Source organism: Burkholderia sp. SJZ089 (genome assembly GCF_007828315.1).
Classification (GTDB): domain Bacteria; phylum Pseudomonadota; class Gammaproteobacteria; order Burkholderiales; family Burkholderiaceae; genus Burkholderia; species Burkholderia gladioli.
In genome coordinates, this window is record NZ_VIUM01000004.1 from 411,713 (window position 1) to 424,944 (window position 13,232).

9 protein-coding genes are annotated in these 13,232 nt (G+C 69.5%); 5 read left to right on the forward strand and 4 right to left on the reverse strand.

Going from position 1 to position 13,232, the window contains the following annotated elements:
* Positions 1–15 precede the first annotated feature (15 nt).
* From FB600_RS10110 to FB600_RS10125, 4 genes are all read right to left on the reverse strand, one after another.
* Positions 16–1,317 carry an MFS transporter gene (locus FB600_RS10110; RefSeq protein ID WP_096751033.1) on the reverse strand — a complete coding sequence of 434 codons (1,302 nt, stop codon included), beginning with the start codon at positions 1,315–1,317 and terminating at the stop codon, positions 16–18.
* Positions 1,318–1,564: 247 nt separating this feature from the next.
* Positions 1,565–2,497 (reverse strand): 3-keto-5-aminohexanoate cleavage protein, encoded by a 933-nt coding sequence (locus FB600_RS10115; RefSeq protein ID WP_025101646.1) that lies wholly within the window; start codon positions 2,495–2,497, stop codon positions 1,565–1,567.
* A gap of 60 nt (positions 2,498–2,557) precedes the next feature.
* Positions 2,558–3,355: an SDR family oxidoreductase gene (locus FB600_RS10120; protein WP_096751034.1), complete on the reverse strand. Its 798-nt coding sequence runs from the start codon at positions 3,353–3,355 to the stop codon at positions 2,558–2,560.
* Between the two features lie 105 nt (positions 3,356–3,460).
* Entirely contained in the window at positions 3,461–4,210 is a 750-nt protein-coding gene (locus tag FB600_RS10125; RefSeq protein WP_013690151.1) for a GntR family transcriptional regulator, read from the reverse strand.
* A 350-nt stretch (positions 4,211–4,560) separates the two neighbouring features.
* On the opposite strand from FB600_RS10125, the gene FB600_RS10130 reads away from it, so the two are divergent.
* From FB600_RS10130 to FB600_RS10150, 5 genes are all read left to right on the forward strand, one after another.
* The gene (locus tag FB600_RS10130) at positions 4,561–5,910 is read left to right on the forward strand and encodes a chloride channel protein (protein WP_261383361.1); all 1,350 of its coding nucleotides are present in this window, start codon (positions 4,561–4,563) and stop codon (positions 5,908–5,910) included.
* Positions 5,911–6,298: 388 nt separating this feature from the next.
* Positions 6,299–7,696 (forward strand): cytochrome ubiquinol oxidase subunit I, encoded by a 1,398-nt coding sequence (locus tag FB600_RS10135; protein ID WP_025101642.1) that lies wholly within the window; start codon positions 6,299–6,301, stop codon positions 7,694–7,696.
* A 4-nt stretch (positions 7,697–7,700) separates the two neighbouring features.
* On the forward strand, positions 7,701–8,711 hold the full coding sequence (gene cydB, locus FB600_RS10140) for a cytochrome d ubiquinol oxidase subunit II (protein WP_096751036.1): 1,011 nt from the start codon (positions 7,701–7,703) through the stop codon (positions 8,709–8,711).
* A gap of 695 nt (positions 8,712–9,406) precedes the next feature.
* Complete coding sequence (locus tag FB600_RS10145; RefSeq protein ID WP_105819210.1) at positions 9,407–11,935, forward strand: glucose/quinate/shikimate family membrane-bound PQQ-dependent dehydrogenase; 2,529 nt, start codon at positions 9,407–9,409, stop codon at positions 11,933–11,935.
* Between the two features lie 217 nt (positions 11,936–12,152).
* The gene (locus tag FB600_RS10150) at positions 12,153–13,232 is read left to right on the forward strand and encodes a porin (protein WP_145756708.1); all 1,080 of its coding nucleotides are present in this window, start codon (positions 12,153–12,155) and stop codon (positions 13,230–13,232) included.

Genomic DNA, 13,232 nt, shown 5'->3' on the forward strand with positions numbered 1-13,232 from the left:
CTTGCCGCGCGATGCTCATTCCTCGCCGTGCCTCAACCTTAGCGCGACCACCGCCGCGATCGCCAGCGCCACGGCCAGCAGGGTGAGGCCGTTCTTCGCGTCGCCGGTGGCCTGCTCGATCGCGCCCACCACGGTGGGTCCGACGAAGCCGCCGAGCAGGCCGCAGGTATTGACCAGCCCCAGCCCGCCCGCCAGCGCATTGCCGGACAAGCGCGAGGCCGGGAAGGTGAAGATGATGGCCTGCACCACGAAGAACATCGCGGCGGCCACGCACACGCTCAGCAGGGCCAGCCCCGGCGAGGCATGGGCGGCGCTGACCAGGCCCGCGGCCATCACCAGCAGCCCCGCGCAGAGCAGCGAGCGCGAGCGCTTCGAGTCGCGCGCCAGGCGCGGCAGCGTCGAGGCGCCGAGCGCGGCGGCCACCCAGGGCATCGCGCTCAGCAGCCCGACCGCGAACGATGAGAACTGCCCCGAGGCCGAGATGATGCCGGGCAGGAAGAAGATCATCGTGTAGATCGTCAACTGGTGGCAGAAGTAGACGAAGATCGCCAGCCAGATCTGCGGATCGCGTACCGCCAGCCCGAACGAATGGCCGCCGTGCGAGGCGCTGCCGGCCTGCTGCTCGGCCGCCAGCGAGCGCTCCAGCGCGCGGCCCGTCTCGGCGTCGAGCCAGGGCGCGCTGCTGGGCCGGTCCGGCAGCTTGCGCCAGACCACGAAGGCCAGCAGCACGGCCGGAACCCCCTCGATCGCGAACAGCCACTGCCAGCCGTGCAAGCCGAAGGCGCCGTCGAGTTCGAGCAGCGCGCCGGCCAGCGGCCCGCCGACGATGTTCGCCACGCACACGCCGAGCAGGAAATAGCCGGTCGCGCGGGCCCGCTCCTCGCGGCCGAACCAGTAGGTCAGGTACAGCATCACGCCGGGGAACAGGCCGGCCTCCGCCGCGCCGAGCAGCAGGCGCATCACGTAGAACGAGGTTTCGCCGCGCACGAAGGCCATCGCGATCGACAGCAGCCCCCAGGTGATCATGATGCGGGTGATCCAGAAGCGCGCGCCGACGCGGTGCAGCACCAGGTTGCTGGGAATCTCCAGCACCGCGTAGGTCAGGAAGAACAGGCCGGCGCCCAGGCCGTAGGCGGCCGAGGAAATGCCGAGATCGACGCTCATCGCGTGCTTGGCGAAGGCGATGTTGGTGCGATCGAGGAAGCTGATGACGTAGGCGACGATCAGGATCGGCATCAGCTTGCGCAACAGCAGCCGGTTCAGCGCGACGCGGGCATCGCCGTCGACGGCGGACAGGGTGGCGGGTTGGGACGACATCGAATGGACTCCATCGGCAAGGGGCCGGCGCGCGCCGCAAGCCGGGCGCACCGCGAGGTTCGGACGACAGGCGGGGGCGCCCGGCGCGTGCGCGCGCCGCGCCGGCCCGGCTTGCCGTGCGCTCCCTTCATCTCATGGAGCCCGGCCTTGCTCGGGGCGGCGCGCGCGACGGCGTGCCAGGGGCGCGGAGCCCGCGCTTGCTTGTCGGTCGTGCGTCAATACAGGAACGATTGCTTGGGGCTTCGGTTCAGAATCTGACCGCGTCGGGCCCCTTGAGGCCCAGCATCGCGCGGGCCTCGGCCGGGGTGGCGATCTCCAGCGACAGCCCTTCCAGCACCTGGCGCATCTTCAGCACCTGGGCGGCGCTCGATTCGGCCAGCTTGCCGGGGCCGATCCAGAGCGAATCCTCGAGCCCGACGCGCACGTTCGCGCCCTGCGCGGCGCCGATCGTGGCCAGCGGAATCTGGTTGCGGCCCGCGCCGAGGATCGACCAGACGTAGTCCGCGCCGAACAGCCGGTCGGCGGTGCGCCGCATGTGCATCAGGTCCTCGGGATGAGCGCCGATCCCGCCCAGCAGCCCGAACACGCTCTGCACGAAGAACGGCGGCTTGGCCAGGCCGCGATCGACGAAGTGCGCGAGGTTGTAGAGATGCGAGATGTCGTAGCACTCGAATTCGAAGCGCGTGCCGTTCGCGCCGCAACTGGTGAGGATGGTCTCGATGTCGGCGAAGGTGTTCTTGAACACCAGGTCGCGGCTGTTCGCGAGATGCTCGCGTTCCCAGTCGTGCTTCAGCTCGGGGAAGCGCTCCAGCATCGGGTAGAGGCCGAAGTTCATCGAGCCCATGTTCAGCGAGGCGATCTCGGGCTGGAAGTGATGCGCGGGGCGCAGCCGCTCGGCGATCGTCATGTGCGGGCTGCCGCCCGAGGTCAGGTTGATCACGGCATCGCAGCGCGCCTTGATGCGCGGCAGGAACTCCGCGAACACGGCCGGGTCCTGGGTCGGCTTGCCGTCGGAAGGGTTGCGCGCGTGCAGGTGCAGGATCGCGGCGCCGGCCTCGGCGGCCGCGACCGCGGCGTCCTCGATCTCGCGCGGCGTGACGGGCAGGTAGGGCGACATCGACGGCGTGTGGATTGCGCCGGTCGGGGCGCAGGTGATGATGACTTTGCGGGCGGAGGCCATGTGGGTTCCTCGTGAAGCGTGGATTCGGATCGAGCGGGAGGGCGGGGCGCGGGGGTGGGCTCAGAGCACCTCGACGTTGCCGCACACGGAGATCGCCTGCCCCGAGATGCCATGGCCGCCCGGCGAGCAGAGGAACAGCGCGGTGGCGGCGATTTCCTCGGGGTCGGTCATGCGGCGCAGCGAGATCTTCTCCAGGTAGCGCGCCTCCATCTCCTCGTAGGCGAGGCCGAGCTGCTTCGCGCGCGCCTCGATCACGCCGCGCATGCGCGGGCCGCGCACGATGCCGGGCTGGATCGCGTTGACGCGGATGCCGGTCGGCCCGAGCTCGATCGCGAGGCTCTTGACCAGGCCGACGATCGCCCACTTGGTGGCCGCGTAGGGCGTGCGGAACGCGTAGCCGAGCCGCCCGGCCACCGAGGACAGCGCGATGATCGAGCCGCCTTGCGGCGAGGCGCGCAGCAGCGGCACCGCGCGCCGCGCGAAACGGTATTGCGCGTCGAGGTTGATCGAGATGGTGCGTTGCCAGTCGCCCGGGTCGATCTCGTCGATGCCGCCGGTCGGCCCGGCGATGCCGGCGTTGTTGACCAGCACGTCGAGCCCGCCCAGCGTTCGGCCGAGGTCCTCGAACACGCGCTCGATCGCGGCCGGGTCGGCCACGTCGGCCAGCGTGGCGCCGTGCACGGGTTTGCCGGCGCGCTCGCCGAGCGCGGCGACGGCCGCCTCGGATGCGTCGCAGACATGCACGCGCGCGCCGGCCTCGGCGAACGCGTCGGCGATCATCAGGCCGATGCCGGAAGCGCCGCCCGTGACGAGCACGCGCAGGCCGGGGAAGGGTTTGAGCAAATCGAGGATGGCCATGCCGGTTTGTCTCCTGTTTCGTTCTACTGAGGGTCGTGCTTGCAAGCGCGCCCCGGTGGGCCGCGCTTTCCGTGTTGCGGTGTTGCCGTGCCGCCGGTGCGTGGTTCAGGCGCGCGCCGGCTTGAGTCGTGCCGCTGCTTCCTTGTTCGCGGGATCGGCGCCATCCTCGGCGTCCCGCGCCGTGCCGAGCGTGGTCGCCAGGTCGTGCGCGGCGCCGTCGATGTCGAGCGCGATGCCGGCTTTCGCGCCGGCGCCGTCGCCGCGCGCGATCGCCTCGACGATCGCGCGGTGCGCCACCATCGAGCGGCGCATATGCGGGATGTCGGGCGCCACCATGTTCAGGAACGGGCCGATCCGCATCCACAGGTTCTCGATGATGGCCAGCGTGCTCTCGCTCGCGCCGTGCCGGTAGATCGCGCGGTGGAAGGCGAAGTTGGCGCGCAGGTATTCGCGCGTGTCGCCGGCCTCGGCGTGCGTGTGCATGGTCTCGCAGAGCGCGCGGACCTCGGCCACCTGCGCCTCGTCCATGCGGGCGGTGGCACGCGCGGCCACGCAGCCCTCCAGGGCGATGCGCACGTCGCGCAGCTCGTCGAGCATCTCGAGCGTCATCGGCGGCACCACCAGGGCGCGGTTCGGGCCGTCCACCAGCGCGCGCTCGGCGGCCAGCCGCGTGAGCGCCGCGCGCACCGGCATGGTGGACGAGCCGACCGCCTCGGCCACGCCGCGCAGGCTCAGCGCCTGGCCCGGCGCGAAACGGCCGCTCATCAGCGCCTCGCGCAGTTGCTGGTAGACCTTGTCGGCCATCGTTTCGGATTCGACGAGCTGCAGGGCGGGCGGGGTGATGCGCGGTGACAAGGCGGTGGGCTCCGGGTTTGATGTGTGATCACACTGGAATGGATTGCAGTGTTGTCGATTCGCGTGGGCGAGTCAAGACTAGCGCGCTCAGGGAAAACGCGAGGGCGCCGGCATGTCGCGGGGAGCGGGGCAGGTGCATGATCAAGGCGGACGCGGGGCGGTTGGGATCGCGCTCGCGATCGCGCGCGGATCGGATCACTGTCGACCATGCGCGATGGGAATGAATCAAGTAGAAAAATCCATTTGTCTCATGAGTTTTCGCTCACTAGGATGTCGCCATGACGGACCCACGTGCTCCGCGCCTTCCTGACTCGCAGGCTCATTCCAAGACTCACCCACCACCGCCCATCATGTCCTCGCCGACCACTCCCTCCACGGCCCAGGCCGTCGTGCCGCCCCAGCCGGCCGCGCCCGCTTCGGCCACGGCCGCCACCACCACGACATCGTCCCGGGCCGCCAGCCGCCCGCTCGCGAGGCTGGCCATCGTCACCGTGCTGACGGGGATCGGCGCCGGCATCGGCGGCATGCTGCTGGCGCTGCTGCTGCACGAGATCCAGCATCTCGCCTACGGCTACAGCGTCGGCCAGGTGATCAGCGAGGAGAGCTTCCTGCACGGCGTGAGCGCGGCCTCGCCGCTGCGCCGCGTACTGGTGATGACCGGCTGCGGGCTGGTGGCCGGCTTCGGCTGGTGGGCGCTGTACCGCTGGGGCAAGCCGCTGGTCAGCATCAAGCGCGCCGTGAAGGCGGCCGACCCGCGCATGCCGATCCTCAGCACCACCGTCCACGCGCTGCTGCAGATCGTGACGGTGGGGCTCGGCTCGCCGCTCGGCCGCGAGGTGGCGCCGCGCGAGATCGGCTCGCTGTGGGCCGGCTGGATCGCGCATCGGGCCGGGCTGTCAGCCGCCGACCAGCGCCTGATGGTGGCCTGCGGCGCCGGCGCCGGGCTGGCCGCCGTCTACAACGTGCCGCTGGGCGGCGCCGTGTTCGTGCTGGAGGTGCTGCTCGGCGGTTTCGGCTGGTCGGCCGCGGTGCCGGCCCTGGCCAGCTCGGCGATCGCCGCCGTGGTGGCCTGGATCGGCCTGGGCAACGAGCACCAGTACACGGTCGCGCCGCTCGCCATCGACGCCTCGCTGGTGGTGTGGTCGGCGCTCTGCGGGCCGGTGTTCGGGGTGGCCGCCTACGGCTTCACGCGCCTGACCACGGCCGCGCGGGCCAGCGCGCCGCGCGACTGGCGGCTGCCGGCGCTCTCGGTGCTCAATTTCGCGATCATCGGCGGCCTGTCGATCGCCTTGCCGGCCCTGCTCGGCAACGGCAAGGGGCCGGCCTCGCTGGGCTTCGACAGCGCCCTGACGATCGGCATGGCCGCCGTGCTGCTGGTGGCCAAGGTGGCGATCGAGTGGGGCAGCCTGCGGGCCGGCGCCGAAGGCGGCCTGCTCACGCCGGGCCTGGCCAACGGCGCGCTGCTCGCGATCGTGCTGGGCGGCCTCTGGCACTTCGTGTGGCCCGGCACGGCGCCCGGCGCGTTCGCCATCGTGGGCGCCGCCGCCTTCCTGGCCGCCTCGATGCAGATGCCGCTGACCGCGATCGTGCTGGTTGTCGAATTTACCCGCGTCGGCCACGATTTCCTGGTGCCGGTGCTGATCGCGGTGGCCGGTTCGATCGCCGCGTTCCGGCTGGTCTCGACGCGCGCGCAGGGCTGAGCGGCACGCCGGGCGTGTCGCCCGGCATGGGTCGAAGCGCAACATGAGCCGGCGCCGTCTCGCGCCGGCTTTTCCTTTCTTGCAGGCACGAAGCCTGCCGCACTCGATATCGATGGAGCGATTCACGGCGAATGTGCGCGGCGTTCGCCGAATCGGCGCCTTTACCTTTGCCGAGGATGGTTTATTGTTGAGGCGTGCCGGCCGCCGTCGCGCGCTCGGCATGGTGGATTCGTCCGGCATGCACCGCGTCGCCACCCAGTCATGTTTCTCGGGCATCATGCCGGTTGGTTCAATCGATGCGCGAGCAACCATCGACGTGCCGCCGGCGAAGCGGGCCGTCGATGCCCGTCCCGCGCGTCACCCGCAATCCCAAGGCAGGAGAGGCCGCATGGAGATCTTCGACGCATTGCATCTGGCGCGCCTGCAGTTCGCGTTCACGGTGTCGTTCCACATCGTGTTCCCGGCGATCAGCATCGGCATGGCCAGCTTCCTCGCGGTGCTCGAAGGCATGTGGCTCAAGACCGGCGATTCGTCCTACAAGGACATGTTCCTGTTCTGGTCGAAGATCTTCGCGGTCGGCTTCGGCATGGGCGTGATCTCGGGCGTGGTGATGGCCTACGAGATCGGCACCAACTGGGGCGGCTTCTCGCGCATCGCCGGCAGCGTGACCGGGCCGCTGCTGACCTACGAGGTGCTGACCGCCTTCTTCCTCGAGGCCGGCTTCCTCGGCGTGATGCTGTTCGGCTGGCAGCGCGTGAGCCCGCGCGCGCATTACTTCGCCACGCTGATGGTCGCGCTCGGCACCCTGATCTCCACCTTCTGGATCCTCGCCTCCAACAGCTTCATGCAGACTCCGCAGGGTTTCGGCATCGAGAACGGGCGGCTGGTGCCGGTCGACTGGTGGAAGATCATCTTCAATCCTTCGTTCCCGTATCGCCTGTTCCACATGACGATCGCGGCCTTCATCGTGGCCGGCTTCCTGGTGGCCGCCTGCAGCGCCTGGCACCTGCTCAAGGGGCGGCGCGACGCGGCCGTCACGCGCAGCTTCTCGATGGCGCTGTGGCTGCTGCTGCCGCTGGTGCCGCTGCAGATCGCGATCGGCGACGCGCACGGCCTGAACACGCGCGAATACCAGCCGGCCAAGATCGCGGCGATCGAGGGCATCTGGGAGACCGAGCACGGCGGCACCGCGCTGAACCTGGTGGGCCTGCCCGACATGGACGCCGAGGTGACGCGCTACGCGATCCAGCTCCCGCACCTGGGCAGCCTGATCCTCACTCACAGCTGGGACGGCGAGATCCGCGGCCTCAAGACCTTCCCGCGCGAGGACCGCCCCTATTCGCCGATCATCTTCTGGACCTTCCGCGTGATGGCCGGGCTCGGCTTCCTGATGCTGTTCGCGGTGCTGCTGGGCTGCTGGCTGCGGCGCGGCGCGCGGCTCTACGATTCGCGCGTGTTCCAGCGCTTCATGCTGTGGATGGGCCCATCGGGCATCGTGGCGCTGCTGGCCGGCTGGATCACCACCGAGGTGGGCCGCCAGCCCTGGACCGTCTACGGCGTGCTGCGCACCGAGCATTCGGTCTCGCCGCTGAGCGGCCAGCAGGTCGGCGTGACCCTGCTGCTGTTCGTGATCGTCTATTTCCTGGTGTTCGGCACAGGGGTCTACTACATGCTCAAGCTGATGCGAAAGGGCCCCTCGATCGGCCATGACGAAGGCCAGGCCGCCCATCCGGTGCTGCAGAACCGGGCGCTGTCGCGCCCCCACGACGCGATCGACGAGGAGTGACGCGATGAGTCTCGACCTTCCCGTGCTGTGGGCCTTCATCGTCGGGCTCGGCGTGTTCCTCTACGTGATGCTCGACGGTTTCGACCTCGGCCTCGGCCTGCTGTTTCCGTTCTTCGACGCGCGCAGCGAGCGGCAGGTGATGCTCAACACCGTCGCGCCCGTGTGGGACGGCAACGAAACCTTCCTGGTGCTGGGCGGCGCGGTGTTGTATGGCGCCTTCCCGGTGGCCTATGCCACGCTGCTGCCGGCCAACTACCTGCCGCTGGTGCTGATGGTGATCGGCCTGATCTTCCGGGGCGCGGCCTTCGAGTTGCGCGCCAAGGCCCGGCGCACCCAGAACCTCTGGGACCTGGCCTTCATCGGCGGCTCGATGCTCGCCACCTTCTGTCAGGGCGTGGTGCTCGGCTCGCTGCTGCAGGGCACCACCATCGTCAACGGCGCGTTCGCCGGCGACCCGTTCGGCTGGCTCTCGCCGTTCAGCGTATTCTGCGGCTTCTGCCTGCTGATCACCTATGCCACGCTCGGCTGCGGCTGGCTGATCTGGAAGACCGATGGCGCGCTGCGGGAGAAGGCGTATTTCTTGATGAAGCCGCTGTGCCTGATCCTGCTCGGCGCGATCTTCCTGATCAGCGCCTGGACCGTGATCGGGCTGCCGTCGGTGGCCGAGCGCTGGTTCGGCGGCGGCCGGCTGATCGTGTTCTCGCCGGTGCCGATCCTGGTGCTGGCCTGCGCCACCGGCATCCTGCGCGCGGTGAACCATCGCCGTCGCGACCTGCAACCCTTCGTGCTGACGCTGGCGATCCTGTTCCTCGGCTACACGGGCCTCGCGATCAGCATCTGGCCCAACCTGGTGCCGCCCTCGCTGTCGATCTGGGACGCGTCCTCGCCCGCCGAGAGCCAGTGGTTCATCCTGGTCGGCACGGTGATCGTGCTGCCGGTCATCCTGGTCTACAACTTCATGCAGTACCGCGTATTCCACGGCAAGGTCCGGGAGGGCGACGCCGGGTATCACTGAGCGCGGGCACGCGCCTTGCCCCGCCCTGGAGCGAGGCTCCGGCGAGCCGGACGATTGCATCCGGGAAGGCGTTCTATCGCATCGTTTGTTGCGCGATTCGCGCGCGCCGCTTGAAGATCGCGATGGCCCGCCAGGCCCGCGAACGTGCAGTCCGACGGAAAAAAAGATATATTTGCGACCCTAAACGAAACGAGCCGAATGTTTCAGAAGTCTTTCATGCCGTGATGGTTCGCGCCTGACATGCGCCCCGTCGCGGCACTCGATGTGCATGCCATGCATTCACGTGACGGGAAGGACATGACAGCCAGGCAAACCGGGTGGGCGTTTCTTCGGGAAGTCGGGCCTCGCGCCGCGTCGAGCGCGCAGCGGGCCGGGCTCCCGCCGACATGATGCACGCGCCGTCGTCGCAGCGATTCGAATTCGCGCGGCCGGACGCGTCGCACGCTTCGTGGTGTGTTCCCAGAATCCTGCCGTGCCGCACTCGCCCGATCGCGCCTGCGTGCGCGGTCTTTCCGGTCTTTCGTATCGCGCCCGTGGCCGCCGTAAGCTCGGCGGCGCGGGTGCTGGCGTCGCGCGGGCAGGCCGTCCCGCGCGACGCGAATCCGTAGCGCCATAACAAAACAAGGATGGAGGATGACCTGCGTGTCTCGCGCACGCAGTCTGTTGATAACCGTCTCAAACAAAAGGTTGGGATCATGACAAAACAATCCTCGTCGCTCGGAGTCGTCGGCGGGCTGACATTGCTGTTCGCCGTGCTGGCCGGGCTGTACCTGCTGGTCGGCGGCGCGTGGCTGGTCGCCATCGGCGGCTCGGCGTACTACGTGGTCGCCGGCATCGTGCTGCTGGTCTTCGCCTGGCTGGTGCGCGGCCGCCGTGCCGTCGCGCTGACGCTCTACGCGCTGCTGCTGGTGGGCACCGCGATCTGGGCCGTCGGCGAATCCGGTTTCGATTTCTGGGCCCTCGCGCCGCGCTCCGGCGTGCTGGTCATCTTCGGCGTCTGGCTGCTGGTGCTGGTCACGCGCAAGCTCAACGGCGCCCGCGCCGCCAACGGCTGGGCCCTGGCGATCTCGCTGGTGATCTGGGGCGGCGTGCTGTTCTACGCGAACTTCAACGATCCGCAGGAACTGAACGGCACCCTCGCGGCGCAGACGCCCGCGCAGACCTCGCCGATTCCCGGCATCGCCGACGCCGACTGGCCGGCCTATGGCCGCACCCAGGACGGCACGCGCTACTCGCCGCTCAAGCAGATCACGCCCGATAACGTGAAGAACCTGCAGGTGGCGTGGACCTTCCGCACCGGCGACATGAAAGGCCCGAACGATCCGGGCGAGATCACCAACGAGGTCACGCCGATCAAGATCGGCAACCTGCTGTACCTCTGCTCGCCGCACCAGATCCTGTTCGCGCTCGACGCCGCCTCGGGCAAGCTCGCGTGGAAGTTCGACCCGGGCCTGAAGGCCGATCCGTCGTTCCAGCACGTGACCTGCCGCGGCGTGTCCTACGTCGACCTGTCGGCTTCCGCGCAAGGCGCCGCCGCCAGCGCGGCACCGGCCGCCGATACGGCTGCCGCCGCGTCCGCCGCCTCGGGTGCCGCCGCGAACGCGGCCACCGACGCCGCCAGCGCCACCGACGCGGCTGCCGCCGCCAGCGCCCCGGCCGCGCCGGCGCCGATCACGGCCGATGCCGCCACCGGTGCCGCCTGCGCGCGCCGCATCTACCTGCCGGTCAACGACGGCCACCTGTATGCGCTCGACGCGCAGACCGGCCAGCGCTGCGCCGACTTCGGCAACAACGGCGACCTGGACCTCCAGCATCTGCAGCCGGTCACCACGCCGGGCATGTACGAGCCGACCTCGCCGCCGATCGTCACCGACAAGGTGATCGTGGTGGCGGGCTCGGTCGAGGACAACTTCTCGACGCGCGAGCCTTCCGGCGTGATCCGCGGCTTCGACGTGCGCACCGGCAAGCTGCTGTGGGCATTCGACCCGGGCGCGAAGGACCCGAACCACATTCCGGGTCCGGGCGAGCACTACACCTGGAACTCGCCGAACTCGTGGGCGCCGGCCGCCTACGACGCCAAGCTCGACATCGTCTACCTGCCGATGGGCGTGACCACCCCCGACATCTGGGGCGGCCATCGCACGCCGGAGCAGGAGCGCTACGCGAGCGGCCTGCTGGCGCTGCATGCCTCGACCGGCAAGCTGGCCTGGTTCTACCAGACCGCCCATCACGATCTGTGGGACATGGACCAGCCCTCGCAGCCGACCCTGGCCGACATCACCGACAAGAACGGCAACAAGGTGCCGGTGGTCTACGCGCCGGCCAAGACCGGCAACATCTTCGTGCTCGACCGCCGTACCGGCGCCACCGTGGTGCCGGCGCCCGAGCTGCCGGTGCCGCAAGGCGCCGCCAAGGGCGACCATCTCTCGCCGACGCAGCCGTTCTCGGACCTGACCTTCCGTCCGAAGAAGAACCTGACGGACGCGGACATGTGGGGGGCGACGATGTTCGACCAACTGGTCTGCCGCGTGATGTTCCACCGCCTGCGTTACGAAGGCACCTTCACGCCGCCGTCGGAGCAGGGCACGCTGGTGTTCCCGGGCAACCTGGGCATGTTCGAGTGGGGCGGCATCGCCGTCGATACCGACCGCCAGATCGCGATCGCCAACCCGATCGCGCTGCCCTTCGTGTCGCGCCTGATCCCGCGCGGCCCGGGCAACCCGATGGAACCGGAACCGGGCGCCAAGGGCAGCGGCACCGAATCCGGCATCCAGCCGCAGTACGGCGTGCCGTTCGGCGTGACGCTCAACCCGTTCCTCTCGCCGTTCGGCCTGCCGTGCAAGCAGCCGGCCTGGGGCTACGTGTCGGCGATCGACCTGAAGACCAACGAGATCGTCTGGAAGCGCCGCATCGGCACGGTCCGCGACAGCTCGCCGATCCCGCTGCCGTTCCGGATGGGCATGCCGATGCTGGGCGGCCCGGCCACCACGGCGGGCGGCGTGTTCTTCATCGGCGCCACCGCGGACAACTACATCCGCGGCTACGACACCAACAACGGCAAGCTGCTGTGGGAACAGCGCCTGCCGGCCGGCGGCCAGGCCACGCCGATGACCTACGAGGTCAACGGCCGCCAGTACGTGGTGATCGCCGCGGGCGGCCATGGCTCGTTCGGCACCAAGCTCGGCGACTACGTGATCGCCTACGCGCTGCCGGACGGCAAGTAATCCGGCAGGCGAGGGCGCGGCGCGCGATGCAGCAAAGCGCGCCGCGCCCGATCCGATGCGCCGGCGGGAAAGGGCTCCTGGATGGGGGCCATGTCCTGCCGGCGTTTTTCGTGGCTGGCTGTTTTTCGGCCGGCCGCGTATCCATGGACATCGCCTCGATGCGCCGGCGTCGCCCGTGGATACGCGTGTCGGCGAAGTCCCTTTCCCTCCTTCGTTCATGCGTGATGAATCCGTTGCGCGCGCAAGCTTCGGCGCGCGTCGTCTCGTGCCGCCGTTTCGGGCGGCGCGGCAGCTTGCCTTTGCCGCCTTGTGCGGCGGAGCCGCCGCGCCCGCGTTCGCGCAGGGCTCGGTCACGCTCTATGGCGTGATCGATACCAGCATCGAGCTGACCAATCCCGGCTCGGGCTGGGTGCCGCGGCTCGATTCGGGCGCCTATCGCGGCTCGCGGATCGGGCTGCGCGGCGCCGAGCCGATCGGCGGCGGCACACGCATCCTGTTCGACCTGGAAAGCGGCTTCGGCTCCAACGACGGCACGCTCTCGAGCGCGGGCACGCTGTTCAACCGGCAGGCCTGGGTGGGGCTCGGCGCGCCCTGGGGCGAGATTCGCGTGGGCCGGCAGTATTCGCCGATCTACATCCCCTTCAAAGGGCAGATCGATGCCTTCGGGGCCGGCACCATCGCGTCCGGGCTCAACAACCTCTCGAAGATCACGCCCTACGAGAGCAATGCGATCACCTACCTGTCGCCCGATTTCCATGGCTTCTCGAGCACGCTGATGGTGTCGATGCGCGACCCGTCGGCGGGCGGCGCCAACGGCCTGGGCGGCACCATCGCGACCTTCGTCTATCGCCGCGGGCCGTTCCGGATCGCCTTCGCGCACCAGCAGACCAACGATTCGGGCGCGCTGCGCTCGAACCTCGGCGGCGTGTCCTACACGCTGGGCCGCGTGACGGGCTTCGTCTCGGTGTTCAACGGCGACGGCGGCGGCACGCCCCGTTATCACGACGACGGCGCGGCCGTGTCGCTGCGTTACGCGGCGACGTCGAGGCTGCGCGCCATGCTCGGTTACGCCTACCTGCGCGATCGCTCGGGCGCCGGCAACGATGCCGACCAGTTCAGCGCGATGGGGGAATACGATCTGTCGCGGCGCCTGCTGCTGTACGCGAGCGCGGGCTGGCTGCGCAATCGCGGCAAGGCGAGCTTCACGCTGCGCGGCGTGAACGTGACGGGCCTGCCGCCGGCTTATCCGGGCGCGACGGTGAAGGGCGTGCAGATCGGCATGATCGAGCGCTTCTGA